Annotated in this window: 18 protein-coding genes, 3 tRNA genes and 1 other annotated feature; of the genes, 18 read left to right on the top strand and 3 right to left on the bottom strand. The window is 53.5% G+C overall.

The window, feature by feature from the left end; all coding sequences use genetic code 11:
* Positions 1 to 472 precede the first annotated feature (472 nt).
* Positions 473 to 3046 (top strand): ATP-dependent chaperone ClpB, encoded by a 2574-nt coding sequence (clpB, locus tag BM322_RS12880; protein ID WP_075431116.1) that lies wholly within the window; start codon positions 473 to 475, stop codon positions 3044 to 3046.
* Positions 3047 to 3092: 46 nt separating this feature from the next.
* Here the strand turns inward: clpB and BM322_RS12875 are convergent, their stop codons facing one another.
* Positions 3093 to 3938 (bottom strand): polysaccharide deacetylase family protein, encoded by an 846-nt coding sequence (locus BM322_RS12875; protein ID WP_075431115.1) that lies wholly within the window; start codon positions 3936 to 3938, stop codon positions 3093 to 3095.
* Between the two features lie 104 nt (positions 3939 to 4042).
* Positions 4043 to 4714, bottom strand: coding sequence for an NlpC/P60 family protein (locus BM322_RS12870; protein WP_075431114.1), 672 nt, complete (start codon positions 4712 to 4714; stop codon positions 4043 to 4045).
* A gap of 227 nt (positions 4715 to 4941) precedes the next feature.
* Between BM322_RS12870 and map the strand changes: the two genes are divergently transcribed.
* The 15 genes from map to rpoC all read left to right on the top strand — a co-directional run bounded on the left by map (position 4942) and on the right by rpoC (position 20517).
* On the top strand, positions 4942 to 5814 hold the full coding sequence (gene map, locus BM322_RS12865; RefSeq protein ID WP_075431113.1) for a type I methionyl aminopeptidase: 873 nt from the start codon (positions 4942 to 4944) through the stop codon (positions 5812 to 5814).
* Positions 5814 to 7127, top strand: a complete 1314-nt coding sequence (locus BM322_RS12860) for a DEAD/DEAH box helicase (protein ID WP_075431112.1) — start codon at positions 5814 to 5816, stop codon at positions 7125 to 7127. The genes map and BM322_RS12860 overlap by 1 nt, the downstream gene beginning before the upstream one ends.
* A 156-nt stretch (positions 7128 to 7283) precedes the next feature.
* Positions 7284 to 8573, top strand: a complete 1290-nt coding sequence (gene pfp / locus BM322_RS12855) for a diphosphate--fructose-6-phosphate 1-phosphotransferase (RefSeq protein ID WP_075431111.1) — start codon at positions 7284 to 7286, stop codon at positions 8571 to 8573.
* 159 nt (positions 8574 to 8732) lie between these two features.
* Positions 8733 to 8808, top strand: a tRNA-Met gene (locus BM322_RS12850).
* A gap of 12 nt (positions 8809 to 8820) precedes the next feature.
* A tRNA-Thr gene (locus tag BM322_RS12845) sits at positions 8821 to 8896 on the top strand.
* Positions 8897 to 8904: 8 nt separating this feature from the next.
* Positions 8905 to 8981, top strand: a tRNA-Met gene (locus tag BM322_RS12840).
* A gap of 170 nt (positions 8982 to 9151) precedes the next feature.
* Positions 9152 to 9301, top strand: a complete 150-nt coding sequence (gene rpmG, locus BM322_RS12835; RefSeq protein WP_075431109.1) for a 50S ribosomal protein L33 — start codon at positions 9152 to 9154, stop codon at positions 9299 to 9301.
* A 36-nt stretch (positions 9302 to 9337) separates the two neighbouring features.
* Complete coding sequence (gene secE, locus BM322_RS12830; RefSeq protein ID WP_075431107.1) at positions 9338 to 9511, top strand: preprotein translocase subunit SecE; 174 nt, start codon at positions 9338 to 9340, stop codon at positions 9509 to 9511.
* A gap of 16 nt (positions 9512 to 9527) precedes the next feature.
* The gene (gene nusG / locus BM322_RS12825) at positions 9528 to 10079 is read left to right on the top strand and encodes a transcription termination/antitermination protein NusG (protein ID WP_075431105.1); all 552 of its coding nucleotides are present in this window, start codon (positions 9528 to 9530) and stop codon (positions 10077 to 10079) included.
* A 40-nt stretch (positions 10080 to 10119) separates the two neighbouring features.
* Complete coding sequence (gene rplK / locus BM322_RS12820; RefSeq protein WP_033170889.1) at positions 10120 to 10545, top strand: 50S ribosomal protein L11; 426 nt, start codon at positions 10120 to 10122, stop codon at positions 10543 to 10545.
* Positions 10546 to 10609: 64 nt separating this feature from the next.
* Complete coding sequence (gene rplA / locus BM322_RS12815; protein ID WP_075431103.1) at positions 10610 to 11293, top strand: 50S ribosomal protein L1; 684 nt, start codon at positions 10610 to 10612, stop codon at positions 11291 to 11293.
* Positions 11294 to 11329: 36 nt separating this feature from the next.
* Positions 11330 to 11468 (top strand) — a sequence feature (ribosomal protein L10 leader region).
* Between the two features lie 33 nt (positions 11469 to 11501).
* Positions 11502 to 12041 (top strand): 50S ribosomal protein L10, encoded by a 540-nt coding sequence (gene rplJ, locus BM322_RS12810; RefSeq protein ID WP_075431100.1) that lies wholly within the window; start codon positions 11502 to 11504, stop codon positions 12039 to 12041.
* 63 nt (positions 12042 to 12104) lie between these two features.
* Positions 12105 to 12473: a 50S ribosomal protein L7/L12 gene (rplL, locus tag BM322_RS12805; protein WP_075431098.1), complete on the top strand. Its 369-nt coding sequence runs from the start codon at positions 12105 to 12107 to the stop codon at positions 12471 to 12473.
* A 298-nt stretch (positions 12474 to 12771) separates the two neighbouring features.
* Positions 12772 to 16506 (top strand): DNA-directed RNA polymerase subunit beta, encoded by a 3735-nt coding sequence (rpoB, locus tag BM322_RS12800; protein ID WP_075431096.1) that lies wholly within the window; start codon positions 12772 to 12774, stop codon positions 16504 to 16506.
* An 18-nt stretch (positions 16507 to 16524) separates the two neighbouring features.
* Positions 16525 to 20517: a DNA-directed RNA polymerase subunit beta' gene (gene rpoC, locus BM322_RS12795; RefSeq protein ID WP_075431094.1), complete on the top strand. Its 3993-nt coding sequence runs from the start codon at positions 16525 to 16527 to the stop codon at positions 20515 to 20517.
* A gap of 51 nt (positions 20518 to 20568) precedes the next feature.
* Here rpoC and BM322_RS12790 read toward each other — a convergent pair whose 3' ends face one another.
* Positions 20569 to 21420, bottom strand: coding sequence for an AraC family transcriptional regulator (locus tag BM322_RS12790; RefSeq protein WP_082334492.1), 852 nt, complete (start codon positions 21418 to 21420; stop codon positions 20569 to 20571).
* Between the two features lie 144 nt (positions 21421 to 21564).
* On the opposite strand from BM322_RS12790, the gene BM322_RS12785 reads away from it, so the two are divergent.
* Both BM322_RS12785 and BM322_RS12780 read left to right on the top strand, forming a co-directional pair.
* A complete protein-coding gene (locus tag BM322_RS12785; protein ID WP_318254627.1) occupies positions 21565 to 21915 on the top strand; it encodes a diaminopimelate epimerase in 351 nt (116 codons plus the stop codon).
* A gap of 172 nt (positions 21916 to 22087) precedes the next feature.
* Positions 22088 to 23611 carry a flotillin family protein gene (locus BM322_RS12780; protein ID WP_075431090.1) on the top strand — a complete coding sequence of 508 codons (1524 nt, stop codon included), beginning with the start codon at positions 22088 to 22090 and terminating at the stop codon, positions 23609 to 23611.
* The last annotated feature ends 280 nt before the right edge of the window (positions 23612 to 23891 follow it).

Below are 23891 nucleotides of genomic sequence, written 5' to 3'. Positions count from 1 at the left end.
GTTATGTTGGGATAATCCTGCTCTGTTCCGGCGATAGGTCACGAATTACATCGATGTGCTTGTTACGGGAGAAACGATTCGTACAATCTCAGACTTCCGTTACCAAAGGGGCGAACGGGGTAGTGCTTCTTTCTGTCTGGAGCGACTGTCCTGCGCAGCAGGACTGGGCCGTAAGCGCATAACCTAGAAAGAACTATGTACGTCGCGACCTGGTGACGGGAGCAGGTAACTAAGTCCGTAGTTCTGGTTGTACGGTCCATTCAGCGGAAACAGAAAAAGTACTACCCCGTGAACCCCGAGCTGCGTACTATCGGGATTCCGTTCCGCACGCACTGACAGACAAACTGCAATTTTGCGTAATACTAAAGTCAAAAGGTCAGAAAAGTATTTGACTTTTTGACTTTAAGCGGTATAATAAGAATAGAAACGGAACCGTTCGAATGATTGCATGAGATTACGGAGGAAATAGATTATGGGACAGGAAAAATATACAGCCAAGACCATGGCGGCCTTGCAGTCGGCGCAGCAACTGGCAGCTATGCGCTATCACCAGGAAATCACGTCGGCCCATGCATTGCTGGCATTGGCCAAGGAGCCTGAGGGGCTGCTGGCGACGATCTTTGAAGATTGCCAGACCGATATGCCGATGCTCAAGGCAAGACTGGAGCAGACACTCAATAAGATCCCGAGCGTCAAGGGCTCGGATCGTCTCGGCATGGGCATGGATATGGTGCGTGTCCTGGGCCGGGCTGAGGAATTGGCTAAGTCCATGAAGGATGACTATGTGTCAACGGAGCATCTGCTGCTGGCCATTGTCATTGATGGCAACGATGAGGTGCAGTCTATCTGTCGGGAGTTCAAGCTCACGAAGAGCAGCATCCAGAGTTCCATCAAGAAGAACCGCAAACAGAATGTCACGAACGAGAATCCCGAGGAAGGTTATAAGTCTCTGGAAAAGTTCGGCCGCGACCTCACGGATGCGGCTCGTCATGGCAAGCTCGATCCCGTTATCGGCCGTGATGAGGAGATTCGCCGTACGATTGAGATACTTTCCCGTCGTACGAAGAACAATCCGGTACTGATCGGTGAGCCGGGCGTCGGCAAGACGGCTATTGTCGAGGGACTGGCCCGCCGCATCGTGGCTGGCGATGTGCCAGAGTCGCTGAAGAACAAGACATTGTACTCCCTGGACATGGGCGCATTGATTGCTGGCGCGAAGTTCCGCGGCGAGTTCGAGGAACGTTTGAAGGCGGTGCTCAATGAAATCGTCAAATCCGATGGCCAGATCTTGCTGTTCATCGATGAGGTCCATACGGTAGTTGGTGCTGGCGCGGCAGAAGGGGCCATGGATGCTGGCAATCTCCTGAAACCGATGATGGCCCGCGGTGAGCTACGCTGCATTGGTGCGACGACGCTCAACGAGTACCGCAAATACATCGAAAAGGATACGGCTCTGGAGCGCCGTTTCCAGCCGGTCATGGTCGGCGAGCCGTCAGTGGAGGATACAATCTCTATCCTGCGCGGGCTGAAAGAGCGCTATGAGGTGCATCATGGTGTCCGCATCCGCGATGCGGCACTGGTATCGGCAGCCGTGCTTTCGGACCGCTATATTTCCGACCGGTTCCTGCCCGATAAGGCCATCGACCTTGTCGATGAGGCGGCTGCAAAGCTGCGCACCGAGATTGAATCGATGCCGGGGCCGCTCGATGAGATCCGGCGCAAGATCATGCAGCTGGAGATTGAAGAGCAGGCACTGAAGAAGGAAAATGATGAGGCCTCGAAGGCAAAACTTGATGCGATTGCCAGTGAAAAGGCAACGCTTCAGCAGCAGGAAGGCGAGCTCAAGGCGAAATGGGAGAGCGAAAAACAGGCTATCCTGCGCGTCCGGGCCATCAAGAAGGAAATCGATGAAGTCAACAGCCAGATGGAGGCGGCAGAGCGTGCCTATGACCTCAACCGCATGTCCGAGCTCAAGTATGGCAAGTTGCCCGAGCTGCAGAAGAAGCTGATTGATGAGGAAAACATCATCGCCGCCAAGTCCAAGGATGAGCAGTTGCTCAAGGAGGAAGTCGGCGAGGAAGATATCGCCAAGGTCGTCAGCCGCTGGACGGGCATTCCGGTGGCCAAGATGATGACAGGCGAGCGTGAGAAACTGATCCATCTGGAGGAAGGCCTGCATACGCGTGTCGTTGGTCAGGATGAGGCTGTAAAGGCAGTCAGTGAGGCCATCCTGAGAGCCCGTGCAGGTATCAAGGACCCGAACCGTCCCATCGGCTCGTTTATCTTCCTGGGGCCCACGGGCGTCGGCAAGACGGAGCTGGCTAAGACCCTGGCTGAGTCGCTGTTTGATGATGAGCGCAGCATGATCCGCATCGACATGAGCGAGTATATGGAAAAGCACAGCATTGCCCGCCTGATTGGTGCGCCTCCGGGCTATGTGGGCTATGATGAGGGCGGTCAGCTGACGGAGGCTGTGCGCCGCCGTCCGTACAGTGTCATTCTGCTCGATGAGATTGAGAAGGCGCATCGCGATGTGTTCAATGTGTTGCTGCAGATCCTTGACGATGGACGTCTGACCGATGGCAAGGGCCGTGTGGTCAATTTCAAGAACACGGTCATCATCATGACCAGCAATCTCGGCTCTCATGAGATTCTCAACAAGGATTATGAGGAGGCCAAGGCGGCTGTGGATGGTATCCTCAAGGAATACTTCCGGCCGGAGTTCTTGAACCGTGTGGATGATATCATCGTGTTCAAGGCACTGCAGAAGGAGCAGGTCAAGAACATTGCCGCAATCCTCTTGCAGAAACTCGGCGAACGCCTGCAGAAACAGGTACGGATAACTCTTGGCTGGAACGAGGCAGCGCTGTCGGCGCTGGCAGACCAGGGCTTTGATCCGAACTTCGGCGCCCGGCCGCTGCGCCGCCTGCTGGTGCATACTGTGGAGACGGAACTTTCCAAATCGATTATCCGCGGGGATGTGCAGGAAGGCGATACGGTGAATATCGGCTTTGCCGATGGCGCATTTACCTTCACGAAAGCCTGATAATGAAAAATGGTGGACAAGTGATTACTCACTTGTCCACCATTTTTTATGGGGTCGGTATGAAGCGGGCGAGGAAGGTATGGTTGCCATCCACCAGCTCGCGGTGCAATCTTGCCAGCGGGGCGAAGATTGGCGAATACTGCAGGCGCAGCTTGAAGCGCAGCAGCGTGTGGTTCGTGCAGCCGAAGATGGGCACGCGGTCGAGTATATAACGGTTCTCGCTTTGGTTAGCGAGTCCGTAGTTGACGGTAAAGGCGCCTTTGTAGCCAGCTTTCTTTACGAGCTGCTGCAGTTCTTCATCGTAGGAGCCGCAGGGATAGGCGAGGAAGTTTATCGTCTTGCCGAGTTTCCATTCCAGCGCTTTTTTTGACCCGTCAATCTGATTCCAGGTCTCTTCGGGGCTCGTGCTGTCGAGCTGCGCATGGGAGAGCGTATGGCTTTCGAAGTTGATGAGTCCGCTTTCCTGCATCTCAGCAGCCTGCGTCCAGGTCAGATAGTTCGGATAGGTGCTGACGTAGTCGGAAATCAGGAAAATCGTGCCGCTCAGGTTATACTTCTCTAAGATAGGGAAGGCGTTGCGGTAATTGTCGGCATAGCCATCATCGAAGGTGATGATGACTGGTTTGTCCGGCAGTGGCTGGCCTTCGTCCCAGGCAGCAATCATTTCGCTTGGCGTAATCGTATGGTAACCATTGTCGGCCAGGTACTTCATCTGTGCCTCGAACTGGTCGGTGTGTACGGTCAACGCGTTTTCGTCGCGGTCATTGATCTGATGATAGTTCAGTACGGGAACGGAATTTGCCGCATTATGCATGAGATAAAGGCAGATGCCGATTCCTGCAAGCAGAACGGCCAGTAAGAACGCAGCCAGCCGTTTTAGCCATGTTGTCATGAAAGACACATCCTTTTGTAATTTTAATATCTTGTCTAATATATACCAATGCGGCAGTCCTGTCAAATAATAAAGCCGCCCCTGATGGGAGCGGCTGGGAATGCTTAACCGATGACGCGGCAGGCGCCGGCATAGTGGGCGACGCGGTAATCGCGGGACAGTGAGTCGTAGGCGATGCCGTAGGTACTGGAGGCGTGGATCATCTGGCCGTTGCCGACGTAGATGCCGACATGGGAGATGTTTACATAGTCGCCAGCGAAGAAGACGAGATCGCCAGGCTGCAGCTCGTCTTTGCTGACCGGGCGGCCAGCCGAGAGCTGGATGTCAGCCGTGCGCGGCAGGCTGATGCCATGCTGTGCGTAGACATACTGGACGAAACCGGAGCAGTCAAAACCATTGGGCGAGGATCCGCCCCATACGTAAGGAACACCCAGGAATTGCTGCGCCGTACCAACGATGGCGCTGTTGCCGGCCAGATAAGACTTGTGAGTCACGACCTGCGGCATAGCGCGATGGAGCAGTGCTTGATAGGACTGGTCGCCGACAAGTCCGTCGGCTGTCAGATGATGATCGCGCTGGAACTGGATGACAGCTTCCTGGGTAGCCGGTCCGAAGTCACCGTCCACGCTGACATCGTAACCGGAGCTGGCAAGCGCCTGCTGGATCTCGCTGATCTCCTGCCCGGTATCGCCGAGGCGGAACGCAGCAGCATCACAGGCTGCGGGGATGGACAGGCAGAATGTGGCAGCTAGTAAAAGACGACCTAACTTATGCAAGGGAAATCCTCCTTATAATGCATTCGAATCTACAAATAAGCGGTTACACTCGTAAAACCTCGCTAATTATATCATGTTAGCACCTGACAGGTCAAATAGGTCATAATTTCGAAAATTCGTTCCTGGACAAAAGGGCTTTCATTCGCTGCGGTTTCGTTTTATAATAGATAGGTGCATTTGATTAGGAAATGAAGGCAATTCAATAGATAAAGGAGATATTGCGATTTATGCAAAGAAATGATTTGTGCTGGTGTGGCAGCGGCAAGAAGTATAAGAAATGTCATGAGGACTTTGACGAGCGCTTGAGCGAGATGAAGTTCGATGTATTCCTGGGACAGTGCCGTCCGCCAAAGAAAATCATCAACAATGCACATGATATCGAGTGCATCCGCAAGGCTGGTGTCATCAACGATGGTGCTCTTGACCTGGCGGGAACGATGATAAAAGCCGGCATGGATACGGCAACGATTGACAAGGCTGTACATGACTACATCGTGGAGCGCGGCGGCTACCCTTCCTGCCTGAATTATGAGGGGTTCCCGAAGAGTTGCTGCATATCCCTCAATGAGGTGGTCTGTCATGGCATCCCGTCCCCGAAGACCATCCTCAAGGACGGTGATATCCTGAACATCGACATCACGACGACGTTGGATGGTTATTATGCTGATGCGTCGCGCATGTTCATGGTGGGAGAGGTCAGCCCTGAGGCTGAAAGACTCGTGCGCGTGACGAAGGAGTGCATGGAGCTCGGCATCGCAGCGGCTAAACCGTGGCATTTCGTCGGCGATATCAGCGCGGCCTGCGGCAATCATGCGCATGCCAATGGCTATACGGTGGTTACGGATCTCGGCGGTCATGGTGTAGGCAAGGATTTCCATATGGAACCGTTTGTTGCCCATGAGGGCGAGGCCAATACGGGTATGCTGCTGGTGCCGGGCATGGTGCTCACGGTAGAGCCGATGATCAACATCGGCAAGAAGAATGTCACGGTCGATTCCAAGGATAACTGGACCGTGCGGACAAAGGATAAGAGCCTGTCAGCCCAGTGGGAGAAGACGATTCTGATCACGGAGACGGGGACGGAGGTATTGTCGTCGTAATGACTACGTTCAAGGAATTAGGAATCAGCGACAGCGTCTGCGAGACGCTGCGTTATAAGGGCATCAAAGAGGCAACGCCCATTCAGGAGGCAGCAATCCCGCTCGTGCGCGCTGGCCGTGATGTCATCGCGCAGGCACAGACTGGTACGGGCAAGACGCTGGCCTTCCTGTTGCCCATCCTCGAAAAGATCAAGCCCCAGGCTGAGGTAGCCCAGGCACTCGTCGTAACGCCGACGCGGGAACTGGCCATCCAGATTGCCAAGGTCGCGTCCTTGGTCGGCGAGGCTGCTGGTGTGAGTTCGTTGGTCATCTATGGTGGCCAGGATATCGAGCGGCAGAAGCAGAAGCTTCGCCGTCATCCGCAGCTCATCATCGGCACGCCGGGGCGCCTGCTCGACCATTTGCGCCGTGGTACCATTGACTTGTCAAAAGTCAATAAAGTCGTGCTGGATGAGGCGGATGAGATGATGCGTCTCGGCTTTATCGAGGATGTAGAGGTACTGCTGAAGGCTGCCGCCAGCGACCGCCAGCTGACTCTGTTCTCGGCGACGATGCCGGACCGCATCAAGGCACTAGCCCATCAGTACATGCGCGCGCCGGAGAATATCAAGGTCAAGAGTGAGCATGTCACGTTGGACTCGATCGAGCAGGTCATCATCAACACGACTGAAGAGGTGAAGCTCGACCGCCTCTGCGAATGCATCAACAGCGACAATCCGTATCTGGCAATGGTGTTCTGCCATACGAAACAGCGGGCGCATATGGTCACGATGGCTCTGGCAGCTCGCGGCTATCTTGTCGATGAGCTGCATGGCGATTTGTCGCAGGTACAGCGGGCGCTGGTGCTCAAGCGTTTCCGCAAGGCTGAGCTGCAGATCCTCTGTGCGACAGATATTGCAGCCCGTGGCCTTGATATCGAGGGTGTGACCCATGTCTTCAACTATGATATCCCGCATGATGCTGAAAGCTATATTCATCGCATTGGCCGTACGGGCCGTGCGGGTCAGCAGGGCAAGGCCGTGACGTTTGTGAATGCGCGACAGTATGACCTGTTGCGCCGCATCGAGTCGGGGATCAAGAACCGCATCCGCAAGGAACACTCGGAGCGTCATCATCGCCACCAGGAAAAGCAGGCTAAGATCCTGCAGGAGATCCGGGAGAAACGCGACGAGAAGAAAAAGAAGGGCAAGCCGCTTTCGAAATACGCCAATCGCAAAGGCAATGGGCATAAGGGCCGCAATGATCGCAGCCGCCGCGCCAAGCCGAAGGCTAAGACAAATCTTGGTCATCGCGCCAAGATGGGCCGCCATTGATCATATAATATAGAAAACTCCCAGGACGAGTCATAGCCTGGGAGTTTTTTTGCGAGATAATTGTCAAAAATTTTTCAAAAAAATAATAATACAAGCAGGAATATGATAAAAAAAGCCGAACTATATCCCTGTAACCAAATTAAAGGGGGAGTTTCCATGATCGGTATCAAAAATGTTATTGCCATTGTTTGCGGCGGTGGACCGGCGCCAGGCATCAACAGTGTTATCTCAGGTGTAGTCAACGAGGCGACCCGCCATGGCTGGGATGTACTCGGTATCTATGACGGCTTTTCCCGCATCGGCCGTGGCGAAAAGAATTACGTTCGCCTGGAACCGAAGAACATCAGCCGCATTCACCTGACCGGCGGCTGCATCCTCAAGATGTCGCGCTTCAACCCGACGAAGAAAGAGTCCGATTTGCGTACGGTTGTCGAGACACTCACAGAGCTCGGCGTCACGCACCTCGTGACCATTGGTGGCGATGACACGGCCTACAGCTCGGCAGCAGTATCCGAATACGCACGCAAGATGGGCCGCACGATCAATGTCGTCCATGTCCCGAAGACCATCGACAACGATCTGCCGCTGCCGGAGGGCGTTCCGACATTTGGCTTTGAGACGGCACGGGCCTTTGCGACGACGGAAATCGAGAACCTCATGGAAGATTCCCGCACGACGAATAACCGCTGGTATTTCACGATTGCCATGGGCCGCACGGCTGGTCACCTGGCTCTCGGCATGGGCCGCAGCGCCGGAGCAGCACTTACGGTCATCCCGGAGGAGTTCCCCGAAGAGAAAATCCCTCTGCAGCAGGTGGTAGATATCATCACTGGTTCGATTGTCAAACGCTATCTGACAGGCAAGAACTACGGTGTTGCCGTCATCGCTGAGGGCGTCATCGAAAAGATTGCGCCGGAGGACTTCAAGAAGCTCGGCACGGTGGTGACGGATGAGCATGGCCATATCCGCTACAGCGAGCTCGACTTTGGTGAGATTCTCAAACAGGCTGTCCTCGCTGAAGTCAAGAAGCTCGGCATCAAGATTTCCGTCATCGACAAGGAGATTGGCTATGAGCTCCGCTGTACGGCACCAATCGCCTACGATATCGATTATGCACGCTCCCTTGGCTACTCGGCAGTCAAGTTCCTCATGGCTGGCGACAGCGGTGCCTTGATCACGATCCAGGACAACAAGGCTGTGCCGATGCGCTTTGAGGATATCAAGGATCCAGCAACTGGCAAGACGATGGTCCGCAAGGTCAACATCGAGTCGATCCAGTACAAGATTGCCCGCGGACTCATGATGCGTCTCGAGAAAGAAGACCTGAACGATCCGGGACTTGCCAATGCTTACCGCATGGAGCCGAAGGAATTCAAGGAGCGTTATATGTATCTCTTTGATTCGCCGGAAGAGGCTGAGGCCAGCAAGCCGGAACCAAAGAAATAAAGTCCTACTATAAATAGAAAAGAACTGATTTAGCAGGAGTTTTCCGCTCCTGCTAATTTTTTTACTTTTTTTTGAAAATAGGGGTTGACGAACGCATGACAATGCTCTATAATAATTTCTTGTCAGCCAGTGATGCGCAAGCGTCACAAGCGAGAACATCGCGGGGTGGAGCAGTCGGTAGCTCGTCGGGCTCATAACCCGAAGGTCACAGGTTCAAGTCCTGTCCCCGCAACCAAATGCTGGAATTGCTGATATAGCTCAGTCGGTAGAGCGTATCCTTGGTAAGGATAAGGTCACCAGTTCAATCCTGGTTATCAGCTCCATATATTCTGGCGGCGTAGCTCAGTTGGCTAGAGCATGCGGTTCATACCCGCAGTGTCAGGAGTTCAAATCTCTTCGCCGCCACCAATTTTATCAATGAACCCCTGATTCAGGGGTTTTATTTATGTATAGTGTCCCGAAATAAAATTTCACCTTGTCAAGGTTTCCTTGTTGACAGGCTGTGGCAAGTGTGCTAAATTGTATTAGTGACATTGTGAAAGAGTCATAGTTTCTGAGCGTAAGGGGTGTAATAAGAGATGCGCAACAATATCACGTTGGAGTGCACGGAGTGCCATAGCCGTAACTACCGTACCAACAAGAACAAGAAGAACAACCCGGATCGTCTGGAGTTCAATAAGTACTGCAAGTTCTGCAAGAAGCACACGCTGCACAAAGAGACGAAATAATCGCTTTAGCGGGTTGAACGGAGATGTGAAGTAACTGTGAAGAAATTCATAGACGAAGTAATCGCCGAGATGAAAAAAGTATCCTGGGCAACGAAAAAGGAGCTTTTCAACTACACGATAGTTGTCGGCATCGCTGTCGCGATTGTCTGCGCTCTGATTTGGTTCTGCGATACGATCTTTGCAAGATTGTTCCACATCATTTTAAGGTAAGCAGGGTGAGATAAGCATGGCAGACAAGGACGAGATGGATCTTCGTCAGGATAATCCTGGCAGAGCATGGTATGTAATCCATACCTACTCAGGCTACGAGAACAAGGTGAAAGCCAATCTCGAGCGCCTGATTCACACGGCCAACATGAGCGACATGATTTTCAATGTCGTCGTTCCGGTAGAGGATGAGGTCGAAATCAAGGACGGCAAGAAAAAAGTCGTTCCGAGAAAAGTCTTCCCAGGCTATGTGCTGGTCGATATGATTGTCGATGAGCATTCCTGGTACGTTGTGCGCAACACCACCGGTGTAACGGGGTTTGTCGGTTCCGAGAAACACCCGATTCCGCTTACTGATGCTGAAGCGAAACGTATCTTGAAATCCATGGGCGAGGAAGAGCTCAAACCCGAGCTGGATGTATCCGTCGGGGATGTGGTTCGCATCAACTCGGGTGTTTTCGAGAACTATACGGGCGCCGTTACTGAGATAGATCAGGAAAAAGGCCGCTTGAAGGTTCTGGTAGAGGAAACCCCGATTGACCTTGGCTTCGATCAGGTCGAAAAGCTCTAATTGAAGCCACTAAAATCCATTTTTGGGAGGTGTAAATACAATGGCAAAGAAAGTTTCTAAGATTGTCAAGCTCCAGGTTGTTGCTGGTAAAGCTAATCCGGCTCCTCCGGTAGGTCCGGCTCTTGGTCAGGCTGGTGTCAACATCATGGGCTTCTGTAAGGAATTCAACGAGAGAACCAAGGCACAGGCTGGTCTTGTCATCCCTGTTGTCATCACGGTTTTTGAGGATAGATCCTTCACGTTCATCACCAAGACTCCGCCGGCTGCTGTCCTTCTGAAGAAGGCTGCTAAGATCGACAAAGCTTCTGGTGAGCCGAACAAGAACAAAGTTGCTAAACTGCCGCGTGCAGAGGCAATGAAGATTGCTGAGAGCAAGATGGCTGACCTCAACGCTGCTGACATCGAGGCTGCTACCCGCATGATCGAGGGTACGGCACGCAGCATGGGTATCGAAATCGTTGACTGATTGTCGATGATTTCATCCTGTGGGAGGCAATTACCGTTATTACCACGAGAGGAGATTACTTACAATGGCTAAAGCTGGTAAGAAATATCAGGACGCTTGCAAGCTCGTAGAGGCTGGCAAGGTCTACACGGCTGCTGAGGCTATGGATCTCGTCAAGAAGACGGCTACGGCTAAGTTCGATGAAACCATCGAGCTCCACGTACGTCTCGGCGTTGATCCGAAATATGCTGATCAGCAGGTCCGCGGCGCTATGGTCCTGCCGCATGGCACGGGTAAATCCAAGCGCGTACTCGTCTTCGCAAAAGGCGAGAAAGTCAAGGAAGCAGAAGCAGCAGGTGCTGACTTCGTTGGTTCCGATGAAATCGTCCAGAAGATCCAGGGCGGCTGGCTCGACTTCGATGTCGCTGTCGCTACTCCGGACATGATGGGCACTGTCGGTCGTCTTGGTAAGGTCCTTGGTCCTCGCGGCCTCATGCCGAACCCGAAACTGGGCACGGTTACGATGGATCTCACGAAGGCTATTTCCGAGATTAAAGCAGGTAAAGTCGAGTACCGTACCGACAAAGCTGGTAATGTACATTGCCCGATCGGTAAGGCATCCTTCGACGCTGAGAAGCTTCAGCAGAACTTCCAGGCCCTGATTGATACACTGAACCGTGTAAAACCGGCTGCTGCTAAAGGCCAGTACATGCGCTCCATTACGGTCAGCGCAACGATGGGCCCTGGCATCCCGGTCCAGATTGGCTGATCCAGTCTGATTAGGTTCAACGAGGCTCCGGTCTCCACAACTGTATAACGATGGCTGTAGACAGCAGGTTTGATTCTATCATCTAACGACGATTCGTCGCCTGCCGAGGCCGGAGCTCACTGAATTTGAATATTCAACCTCCGGCGTACGCAGCCGGAGGTTTTTTTACAGGCTTTAAAATCCAAAGTGGACAGGAGGTGAAATTAAAGTGGCAAACTTAACGAAAAAACAGGCTATCGTCGCTGAGCTCAAAGATCAGCTGACGAATGCTAAAGGTGTAGTTCTGACGAGCTACAAAGGTCTGACGGTTGCTCAGGACACGGAACTCCGCCGCGAGCTCCGCGCTGCTGGCGTAACGTATCATGTTGTCAAGAACACGATGCTCCGTCTGGCTGCTAAAGAAGCTGGTATCGAGGGTTTTGATGAGCATCTCGAGGGCACGACGGCTTTCGCATTCTCCACGGAGGATGCTATTGCTCCGGCAAAAGTCATCTGCGGCTTCATCAAGAAGAACAAACTGGACGAGAACGAAGTCCTGACGATCAAAGTTGGTACGGTCGAGGGCAAAGTCATCGACGCCAAAGAGGTCAAAGCTCTGGCTTCGCTGCCGTCCCGCGAGGAACTCATCGCCAAGATGCTGGGCAGCATGAACGCCCCGATTTCCAACACGGTCAACGTGCTGCAGGGTGTTATCCGCAATGCTGTTTATGTGCTTGACGCTGTTCGCGCTCAGAAGGAATCCGCATAATCGCGTTTCCCTCTTATATAATTAATCAAGAAATAAAAGAAAGATTTTTGGAGGTATATTCAAATGACTAAAGAAGAAATCATGGAAGCCATTGAGAACATGACTGTCCTCGAGCTGTCTGAGCTCGTAAAAGCTATGGAAGAGAAATTCGGCGTTAGCGCTGCTGCTCCGGTTGCAGTTGCTGCTGCTGGTGGCGCTGCTGCTGGTGCTGCTGAAGAGAAAGACGAGTTCACGGTTGTTCTCGCTTCCGCTGGCGACAAGAAGATCAACGTTATCAAAGCTGTCCGTGAAGCTACGGGTCTCGGCCTGAAAGAGGCTAAGGCTCTCGTTGATGGCGCTCCGGCTAACGTTAAAGAGAACGTTGCTAAGGCTGAGGCTGAGTCCCTCAAGGCTGCCCTCGAAGAGGCTGGCGCTACGGTTGAGCTGAAGTAATTTCAGTCTTTGACTTTTCAAGGACCATTCCATTTGGGATGGTCCTTTTTGTTTTGTATAATTTTAAAATTGCCAAGGCCGGACGCTTGACAGAATATGAAAAGGGTGCTAAACTAAGGAACTACAGGAAAATGAATAGGGATAACTATGCGCAAGCGGAAAGGAACTGGAAGCAAGGTGTAAAATGATCTCATACCTTGTTTTTTTTCTTGTTCCTGTATTCCGCTCTTGTTTGTGTGGTCTGATCCCTACATTTCAAAGATCATTCTAGTATTAATCAGGCTAAGGGGTGAAGGATTTGTTATTTAATCCTGTGCCGGTGGGCAAGAGAACCAGGTATAGCTATGCCAGAATCAAGGAAGTCATGGAAATGCCGCATCTGCTGGATATCCAGCGGAACAGCTACAAGTGGTTCCTCGATGAGGGTTTGCAGGAAATTTTCAACGACATTTCGCCGATCAAGGACTTCTCCGAGAATCTCGTGCTGTCCTTTGAGAGTTTTTCGCTTGGCGAGCCGAAATACGGCCTTGACGAGTGCAAAGAGCGCGATGTAACCTATGCGGCTCCTATCCGTGTAAACGTCCGTCTCATCAACCGTGAGACGGGTGAGATCAAGGAGCAGGAAGTCTTCATGGGCGATTTCCCACTCATGACGGATACGGGTACGTTCATCATCAACGGTGCTGAGCGTGTCATCGTCAGCCAGCTGGTTCGTTCGCCGGGTGCATATTACGGTGAGGAGATCGATCCGACTGGTAAGCATCTTTATAATGCAACGGTCATTCCGAACCGTGGTGCCTGGATTGAGCTCGAGACCGATGCGAACGATGTCGTTTCTGTTCGTATCGACCGCACGCGTAAGATGCCGGTCACTTATTTCATCCGTGCCCTTGGCTTTGCTACCGATGAAGAGATCATCGAGCTCTTCGGCGAAGACCCGCGTATCATGAATACGCTTGAGCGCGATGGTGAGGAAGTCAAGTCCCAGGGCAAGGCTGTCATCGAAATCTATAAACGTCTGCGTCCGGGTGAACCGGCCAACGAGGATAACGCTACGCAGCTTCTGAATTCGCTGTTCTTCGATCCGAAGCGTTATGATCTGGCTACGGTTGGCCGCTATAAGCTCACGAAGAAACTGGGCTGGAAACGCCGTATCCTTGGCAAGGTCCTTGCTGAGCCGATTGTCGATACGGAGACGGGCGAGATTGTCATTCCGCAGGGCGTTGTCGTCACGGAAGACATGATCGATGCTGTTGATGTTGAGCGCGAGAAGCAGATCTTTGGTGAGGGTGGCCTCATTACGCTGTACGCCCTGCAGAAGGACGGCAGCAAGGTGAAGATGCTTTGCAGCCCGACGCTTGATATTCATGAGCGTACGATCACGAAAAACGATATTATTGCATCGATCAACTACCTGCTGAACCTCATGGATGGTTTCGGCAATACGGATGATATCGACCATCTGGGAAACCGCCGTGTCCGTGCGGTTGGTGAGCTGCTGCAGAACCAGTTCCGTATCGGTCTTTCCCGTATGGAGCGTGTGGTTCGCGAGCGCATGACGATCCAGGATGTGGATGTCATCACGCCGCAGGCACTTATCAATATCCGCCCGGTTGTGGCTGCAATCAAAGAGTTCTTTGGTTCTTCGCAGCTGTCGCAGTTCATGGACCAGCACAACCCGCTGTCCGAGCTTACGCATAAGCGCCGTCTGTCCGCACTGGGACCGGGTGGTTTGTCTCGTGAGCGCGCAGGTTTCGAGGTCCGCGACGTACATAACTCCCATTATGGCCGTATGTGTCCGGTAGAGTCCCCTGAGGGCCCGAATATCGGTCTTATCGGTTCGCTGGCTACCTATGCCCGTGTCAACCAGTTCGGCTTCATGGAGACGCCGTACCGCCGTGTGGATAAAGAGACGCATCAGGTAACGGATGAAGTCCGCTATCTGACGGCTGATGAAGAGGATGAGCTCGTAATCGCTCAGGCCAATGAGCCGCTTGACGAGAACGAGTGGTTTGTCAATGAGCGTGTAACGGCCCGCTACAATGAGGAAACGGGTCTGCACAACCGCGATACTGTTGATTACATGGACGTCAGCCCGCGTCAGGTCTTCTCGATTGCAACGGCTATGATTCCGTTCCTCGAGAACGACGATGCGAACCGTGCCCTGATGGGTGCGAACATGCAGCGTCAGGCTGTTCCTCTTCTCCGTACCCAGGCACCGCTGGTCGGTACTGGTATGGAGTACAAGGCTGCCTGCGACTCTGGCGTCATGATCCTCGCGAAGCATGCTGGTACGGTTGAGCGTGTAACGGCTGATTTCATCGATGTCCGTCGTGAAGATGGCCAGCTCGACCACTACAAACTGCAGAAATTCCTGCGTTCCAACCAGGGGACTTGCATCAATCAGGTTCCTATCGTATACAAAGGCGACAAGGTTGTCGAGAAGCAGCCAATCGCAGACGGCCCGGCTACGGACCACGGCGAGCTGGCTCTTGGCTACAACATCATCGTTGCCTACATGCCTTGGGAAGGCTACAACTACGAGGATGCTGTCCTCCTGTCGGAGAACCTCGTAAAACGTGATCTCTACACTTCGATTCACATCGAAGAGTACGAGTGCGATGCCCGGGATACGAAGCTCGGACCGGAGGAAATCACCCGTGATATCCCGAACGTTGCCGAGGAAGCTCTCAAGGACCTCGACGAAGAGGGTATCATTTCCATCGGTGCTGACGTACGTCCTGGCGATATCCTCGTCGGTAAGGTCACGCCGAAAGGTGAGACGGAGCTTACAGCTGAGGAGCGCCTGTTGCGCGCTATCTTCGGTGAGAAGGCTCGTGAAGTCCGCGACACGTCCCTGCGTGTACCGCATGGTGAGCAGGGTAAGATTGTCGATGTCAAGATCTTCAGCCGCGAGAACAACGATGAACTGCCGCCAGGCGTCAATCGCCTTGTCCGCGTCTACATCGCTCAGAAACGCAAGATTTCTATCGGCGATAAGATGGCAGGTCGTCACGGTAACAAGGGTGTCGTTTCCCGCATCATGCGTCAGGAAGACATGCCGTTCCTGCCGGATGGCACGCCGGTTGACCTCGTGCTGAACCCGTTGGGCGTTCCGTCCCGAATGAACATCGGTCAGGTGCTGGAGGTTCATCTCGGTATGGCTGTCAAAGTCCTCGGTCAGCAGATCAAGGACGGCGACCCGACGGTTGAGCAGCGTCTGCGCGATGCTGGCTATGACTTCGATAAGTACGGCATGCCGAAACCGGATGTGGCTGGTATCCATATCGCAACGCCGGTCTTCGATGGTGCGAAAGATGATGATGTCTGGGGCACGGTTAAAGCTGCTGGCTTGCCGGCTGATGGCAAGACGGTCCTCTATGATGGCCGTACCGGTGAACCCTTCGAGAACCGCGTAACGGTTGGCTGCACCTACTTCCTCAAACTGCATCATCTCGTTGCCGATAAGATTCATGCGCGTTCGACTGGTCCGTACTCCCTCGTTACGCAGCAGCCGCTGGGTGGTAAAGCTCAGTTCGGTGGTCAGCGTTTCGGTGAGATGGAGGTTTGGGCCCTCGAGGCATACGGTGCCGCTTACACGCTGCAGGAAATCCTGACGGTTAAATCCGATGATGTTGTCGGACGTGTCAAAGCTTATGAAGCTATCGTCAAGGGCGAAAACATTCCGGAACCGGGTGTACCGGAATCCTTCAAGGTTCTCATCAAAGAGCTTCAGTCTATCGGGCTCGATATCAAAGTTCTCAATGAGGATGCTAAGGAAATCTCGCTTTTGGACGAGGATGATGATGAAGATATCAACAAGACGGCCAAGGATCTTGATCTTGACGTCGCCGGCGTTGATCCGAATAAAGAAGGCGCAGCTGCCTCGCAGACGACTGGTGCTGATTCCTACGATGAAGGTGCTCCGTCTGATGATGAAAAGCCGGACGACATCATTGCCGACATCGGCAGCATGGGCTCCATTGAAGGCCCGGCCGTAGACAATGCTGATGAAGGTAACGATGAGGAATAAGAAGGGAGTGTCATCTCTTTGCTGGATGTAAATAATTTTGATTCGATGCGCATCGGTCTGGCTTCTCCGGATAAGATCCGTGAGTGGTCATACGGTGAGGTCAAGAAACCGGAGACCATCAACTATCGTACGCTCAAACCAGAGCGCGATGGCCTGTTCTGCGAGCGTATCTTTGGACCGACCCGTGACTGGGAATGCCATTGCGGTAAGTACAAGCGTATCCGCTATAAGGGCATTGTCTGCGATCGCTGCGGCGTTGAAGTTACGCGTGCCAAGGTACGCCGTGAGCGCATGGGCCATATCGAGCTCGCGGCTCCGGTATCCCATATCTGGTACTTCAAAGGTATCCCGAGCCGTATGGGCCTGATTCTCGACATCTCGCCGCGAGCACTCGAGAAAGTCCTGTACTTCGCTTACTATATCGTGCTGGATCCGGGTGAGAACACGGACCTGGCCAAGAAGAGCCTGCTCTCCGAGAAAGAGTATCACGATGCTCTCGAGAAGTATGGCAACACGTTCCGCGTCGGCATGGGCGCCGAGGCCATCAAAGAGCTCCTCGACGAGCTCGACCTCGAGACCATGAGCGAATCGCTGCGTAAAGATGTCCGCACGACGTCTGGCCAGAAGAAGATTCGCGCCATCCGCCGTCTGGAAGTTGTCGAGGCTTTCCGCAAGTCTGGCAACAAGCCGTCCTGGATGATCCTCGACGTTGTTCCGGTCATTCCGCCGGAACTGCGCCCAATGGTACAGCTCGATGGTGGCCGTTTCGCAACGTCCGACCTCAATGACCTGTATCGCCGTGTCATCAACCGTAACAACCGCCTCAAACGCCTGCTGGATCTCGGTGCTCCGGACATCATTGTCCGCAACGAGAAACGCATGCTGCAGGAGGCTGTTGATGCCCTGATCGATAACGGCCGTCGCGGCCGTCCGGTTACGGGTCCGGGCAACCGCCCGCTCAAATCCCTTTCCGATATGCTCAAGGGTAAGCAGGGCCGTTTCCGTCAGAACTTGCTCGGTAAGCGCGTTGACTACTCGGGCCGTTCCGTTATCGTCGTAGGCCCGGAGCTCAAGCTCCATCAGTGCGGCCTGCCGAAGGAAATGGCTCTGGAGCTCTTCAAGCCTTTCGTCATGAAAAAGCTTGTTGCTTCTGGGGCTGCTCATAACATCAAATCGGCTAAGCGCATGGTTGAGCGCGCTCGTCCGGAGGTTTGGGATGTGCTGGAGGATGTCATCAAGGAGCATCCGGTTCTCTTGAACCGTGCCCCGACGTTGCATCGTCTCGGTATCCAGGCTTTCGAGCCGGTCCTCACCGAGGGCCGCGCCCTGAAGCTCCATCCGCTGGCTTGTACGGCATACAACGCTGACTTCGATGGTGACCAGATGGCTATCCATCTGCCGCTGTCTGCTGAGGCTCAGACGGAGGCCCGCATCCTGATGCTGGCTGCCAACCACATCCTGGCACCGAAAGATGGTAAACCAATCATCGTTCCGACCCAGGACATGGTTCTCGGTGCTTACTATCTGACCATTGTCCGCCCAGGTGCAAAGGGCGAGGGCATGGCTGTTACAGGCATTGCCGAGGCACTTCTGGCTTACCAGCAGCATGACCTTGACCTGCAGGCACAGATTACCTGCCGCATTGAGGGACATGGTCTCGTCAAGACGTCGCTGGGCCGCATGATCTTCAGCGAGATCCTGCCGCCGGAGCTGCGCTACTACTACAAAGAAAAAGATTCCGATCAGGAATGCCTGGGTATCCTCATGAATAAGAAGGAACTCGGAAAACTGGTTGCGAACTGCTATAATCACTTCGGCGCTACGAAGACCGCTGAGGTCATCGATAACGTCAAGAACCTCGGTTACCACTATGCCTGCATCGCTGGCATGACGGTTGCTATCTCCGACGTTATCGTACCGCCGAAGAAGAAGACCATCATTGCTGACACGCAGAAAATCGTCAACAAGGTTGAGCGTCAGTTCGACCGTGGTCTTATCACGGAAGAAGAGCGTTATCATAAGGTCGTCGACCTTTGGTCGGTTGCTACCGATGATGTCGCTGATGCGATGATGGACAACATGGACACCTTCAACCCGATCTTCATGATGGCTGACTCCGGTGCCCGTGGTAACAAACAGCAGATGCGTCAGCTGGCTGGTATGCGCGGTCTTATGGCTGACCCGTCTGGTAAGATCATCGACCTGCCGATCACGGCAAACTTCCGTGAAGGTCTGTCGGTATCCGATTACTTCATCTCGTCTCATGGTGCTCGTAAAGGTCTTGCTGATACGGCACTGCGTACGGCTGACTCGGGTTACCTTACCCGTCGTCTCGTCGACGTCGCACAGGATGTCATTGTCCGTGAGGAAGACTGCGATATCTCGACCCTCAACATGGTTCAGGCTCGCGCTCGTCTGGCTGAGTCCACGCTCGACGCTCTCGAGATTCTCAACGACAGCCTTATGGGCCGTCTGCTCGGTGCCGATGTCATCGACCCGGAGACCAAGGAAGTCCTCTTCACGAAGGATACGATCCTCGGCGAGGAAGAACTCCAGATCATCGGCGAGAAGAGTGTACCAGAAATCATGGTCCGTGGTTCGTCGCTGGCCTCCGAGGCTGCTATCAGCAATGCGATGATTACCGAGGCTATCTCGCTGGGTGAGCCGGATGAGGCTGCCCGCAAGAAGATCAAGGATTCGATGATCCATGAGATGAACAGCAAAGAAGTCACCCGCGATGTGGTTGACTCCGAGGGCAATGTCATCCTCGCTGCTGGCGATCATCTGGATGAAGCCAAGATCCAGGCTGTACTCGATAGCGATGCCAAGGAACTCCGTGTACGCAACAACAACGTCCGTGGTATCGAAGTCGAGGCCATCAAAGAAGGCGACGGCATCATCGAGTCGCTGGCTGAGCGCATTGTCGGTCGTGTTCTCGCTGAGAACATCGATGACCCGCAGACGGGTGAGCGCATTGCGTCCATCAACGACACGGTCAACGAAGACCTGGCAAAACGCATCGAGAAGGTACGTGACCGCGTATCGATCCGCAGCGTCCTGACCTGTAAGTCGCAGTTCGGCGTCTGCATCAAGTGCTACGGTCGTGACCTTGCCAACCAGGCTGAGGTCGAGATTGGCGAGGCAGTCGGTATCATCGCTGCTCAGTCCATCGGTGAGCCGGGCACGCAGCTCACCATGCGTACGTTCCACTCCGGTGGTGTCGCAGGTGACGATATTACCCAGGGTCTTCCGCGTGTCGAGGAGCTCTTCGAGGCTCGTAAGCCGAAACATCATGCCATCATCGCCGAGATTGAAGGCCGTGCTGAGGTCGAGGATTCCGGTAAGGGCATGCGCAAGGTAACGATTGTTCCGGACGAGGGCGAGGCTCGTGAATATGCTATCCCGTATGGTGCCCGCATGGCAGCCAAGCAGGGTATGCATCTGAAACCGGGTGACAAGCTCACGGAAGGTTCCATCAACCCGCACGACATCCTGCGCGTTTGCGGCCTGCAGGCTACGCAGCGTTACCTCGTATACGAAGTACAGAAAGTATACAAATCCCAGGGTGTTGAAATCAACGATAAGCACATCGAGGTCATGGTCCGCCAGATGCTTCACAAAGTGAAGATCGAGGAATCCGGCAGCACGGATTTCCTGCCGGGCGAGTACATCGATATCAATTCCTTCGAGAGTGCCAATACGAAGGCTATCGAGGAAGGCGGCGAGCCGGCTGTGGCTAAGCCGATCCTGCTCGGTATCACGAAGGCATCGCTGGCTACGGATTCCTTCATGTCCGCTGCATCGTTCCAGGAGACGACGCGTGTCCTGACGGATGCTGCCATCAAGGGCAAGGTCGATCCGCTGATTGGTCTGAAGGAGAACGTCATCATCGGTAAACTCATCCCGGCTGGTACGGGCATGAGCCGTTATCGCAACCTCAAGATTGTCGATAACGATCCGAAACCGGCTCCGGAGGAACCGGCTGAGGAAAGTGCTGAGGCTGAAGCATAAGCTTTCAAATAGAAAAGAGGAAATCATCCGTGATGGGTGATTTCCTCTTTTTTAGTGCGTGTTGCGGTATTCGCGGGGGGAGCATTTGAACATTTCCTTGAAGGCGCGGGAAAAGGTTGAGTAATCGGCAAAGCCGACTTCGCTGGCTATCTGGGCAATCGGCAGGTCGCTGCGCAGCATATCACGGGCCAGCAGCAGGCGTTTGCTGCGGATGTACTGATGGAGCGCATAGCCGGTATCGGCCTTGAACTTGCGCATCAGATAGAACTTGCTCGTATAGGTATGGGCCGCGAGCGCGTCGATGCTGAGTTCCTCGGCCAGATGCTGATTGACATAGGCGAGGACTTCTTGGATCTTGGGATCGTAGGTGGCGTTTTCGAGACCAGCGAGTTCATGCCCTTCAAGCAGGCGGTTGATGAGGATCATGAATTCGATGAACAGGATTTCCGTGTAGAGTCCATTGGCGAAGCCTTCGCCATGAGCTGTCTTGGCGAGCTTGTCCATATGGAACAGCAGGTCATGGCTCGTGCCTGGTGCCTGATGCATGACGCTGGCGGTTTCCCGGGCCTGGACAAAACAGTGGGCAAGATCCGTGTGCTCAGGATCTTGGGCCTGCCAGCGTTCGAGGAAGCTCGGCGATACATAGATGACGATGCGCTCGTAGTCGGCCGAGCCTGGCAGGAAGACAGGCCGATGGATTTCACCAGCCGAGACGAAGACGATGTCGCGGGCCGTCAGGTGATAGGTCTTGCCTTCGATGACGTAATCGACATTGCCCCCCAGGAACAGGATGACTTTATGGAAATCATGATAGTGGAAGGGGATTGGCTTCAGCGTTGGGTCTTTCAGGCGAAAGACCCGAAAGTCGCTGGCAAGATAGCCTTTTTTCTCATAATCACTCACAGCACAGGCTCCTTTCATCTGCAAATGGATATATTGCTAGTATAGTACAGTTTTTGCAATATATAAAGCATAATTTGTGATTTTATTGCAAATCAAACCTTGCTATAATAAAACCATAGAATTTGAGAAAACGCTCATAAGAGCATGACGTTAGAAAGGCCGGTGACAGAGATGATGTTGGTTCGCAGCTATCTGGTGGAGGATAAAGAAATCATGGTACTTGATGGAACGGCAGGCTACATGCCGGGCGAAGCGGCAATCCGCCTGCTCACCAGCCGCCAGGGCGTGGGAGCTGACCGCGTGCTCGTATTCACGGGAACCCAGGAGATTCCTTCGTTCACGGCCTTTAACAGAGACGGTGTACGTGAAGAGCTCACGGCTGCTGATTACCGCGTACTGTCTCATACCAAAGTGAATTTCGAGATTCGCCTGACCGACTGCTTTGTCGGCCGCATGCGTGAGGCTGATGCAGTGGACGAAACTGCTGCCTGCTGAAATCTACGGATAGATAGGCTTCCTCTCAGCTGAGGAGGTCTATTTTTTTGCTCATTTTACCGATATTAAAGAACTTCCAAGGCTCCTTTAAATGAATTTAAAGAATAAAGGCACAAAATAATACCTGTATTTATGCGTATGTCATGGTTGTTCTTTTATTGGGAGGGTATTTATGTTTTCCATGATTGTGCTGGCAATACCAGTAATTATTCTATTCGTCATTATCTTTGCAGCGATTACGATGATGTATGTGAAGGCGTCGCCGAATCGGGCCATCATCTTGTCGGGCCTGCGCAGGGAGCCGCGCTTCCTCATCGGACAGGGCGGTATCAAGATCCCGGCTTTGGAGCGTGCTGACTATCTGTATTTGGGGCAGATTTCCGTCGATATCAAGACGGGGCAGTCAGTGCCGACGAATGATTTCATCAACGTGCGTGTCGATGCCGTGGCCAAGGTGGCCGTGGCCAAAGATATCGAGGGGCGCAAGATTGCGGCGCTGAACTTCCTCAACATGAACCCTGAGGAAATCGCTGTGAGTCTGCAGGATTCCCTTGAAGGTAACATGCGTGAAATCATTGGCACGCTGGATCTCAAGGACATCAACACCGACAGGGATTCTTTCTCGGATCAGGTGGTCAGCAAGGCTTCGAAGGATATGCGTAACCTCGGTATCGACATCATCTCGTGCAATATCCAGAATGTCACCGATGATAACGGCTTGATCGTTGACCTTGGTGCTGACAATACGGCCAAGATCAAGAAGGATGCGGCAATTTCCCGCGCCCAGGCTGAGCGCGATGTGGCGATTGCCCAGGCGGCAGCGTCGAAGGAATCCAATGACGCCAAGGTCAAAGCCGAGCTCGAGATTGCTCAGCGCCAGACTGACCTTGCCATCCGCAAAGCTGAGCTGCAGAAACAGTCGGATATCAAGCGTGCTGAGGCTGATGCTGCTTATGAGATCCAGAATCAGGAGCAGCAGAAATCGATTCAGACGGCTACGGTCAATGCCGAAATCGCTAGGACTGAGCGCGAGCAGGAACTCAAACAGAAACAGGTTGCTGTCCGTGAGCAGGAACTGGCGGCAGAAATCCAGAAAAAGGCCGATGCCGATAAATATGCCATCGAGGTACAGGCGCAGGCAGAACTTGCAAAGCAGCAGCGCGATGCAGAGGCACGGCTCTACATCCAGCAGAAAGAGGCTGAGGCACAGAAAGCACAGGCTGAGGCCAAGAAATATGCGATGGAGCAGGAGGCAGCTGGTATCAAGGCCAAAGGTGAAGCAGAAGCTGCGGCCATCCGGGCCAAAGGTGAGGCAGAGGCTGCAGCGATGGACAAGAAGGCTGAGGCTATGAAGAAATACGGCAAGGCCGCCATGGCCCAGATGGCCATCGAAATCCTGCCGCAGGTAGCTGCCGAGATTGCTAAGCCCCTCACGGCTATCGACAAGATCTCGATCATCGGCGGCGGTGAAGACGGCGCATCCGTCGGACCTATCGCGGGCAATGTACCGCTGGTATTGGCCAAGACGTTCCAGTCGGTTAAGGAAAGCACGGGGGTAGATCTCGCCGACATTATGCGCAGCGAGTCATACGATGCGAAAGTCACGCGCAATGTCAATGTGACGGGGGATACGACGCCGGAGGAAACGGCTAAGATGGTGGCCGTGGCGAAGGCGCTTGACGAAAAAAATAAATAAATTGCAGTTTGTCTGTTAGTTCGAGATTACAATAAGCGTGATACACCTCAGCTTGGGTGAGGGTGGGTGCACTTTTTCTCCGCTCCGCTAAATGACCCGCGCTGGTGTTTAAGTACGTATTTAGTTACATGCGCCGGGCAGGCCAGCGGCGCGCCAATACATCTTGACATTCTAGCTGGTACCTACCGCGTGCCATCCCTCACTGCGTTCGGGCAATCGCTCCGTCTGCGAAGAAAGTGTACCCACCCTCGCCCTCTGATATGTGGGTACAAGCCTGTTC

The sequence above is a fragment of the Selenomonas sp. GACV-9 genome (assembly GCA_900116485.1).
Classification (GTDB): Bacteria; Bacillota; Negativicutes; order Selenomonadales; family Selenomonadaceae; genus Selenomonas_A; species Selenomonas_A ruminantium_G.
This window is presented reverse-complemented; position numbering and strand designations above follow the sequence as displayed.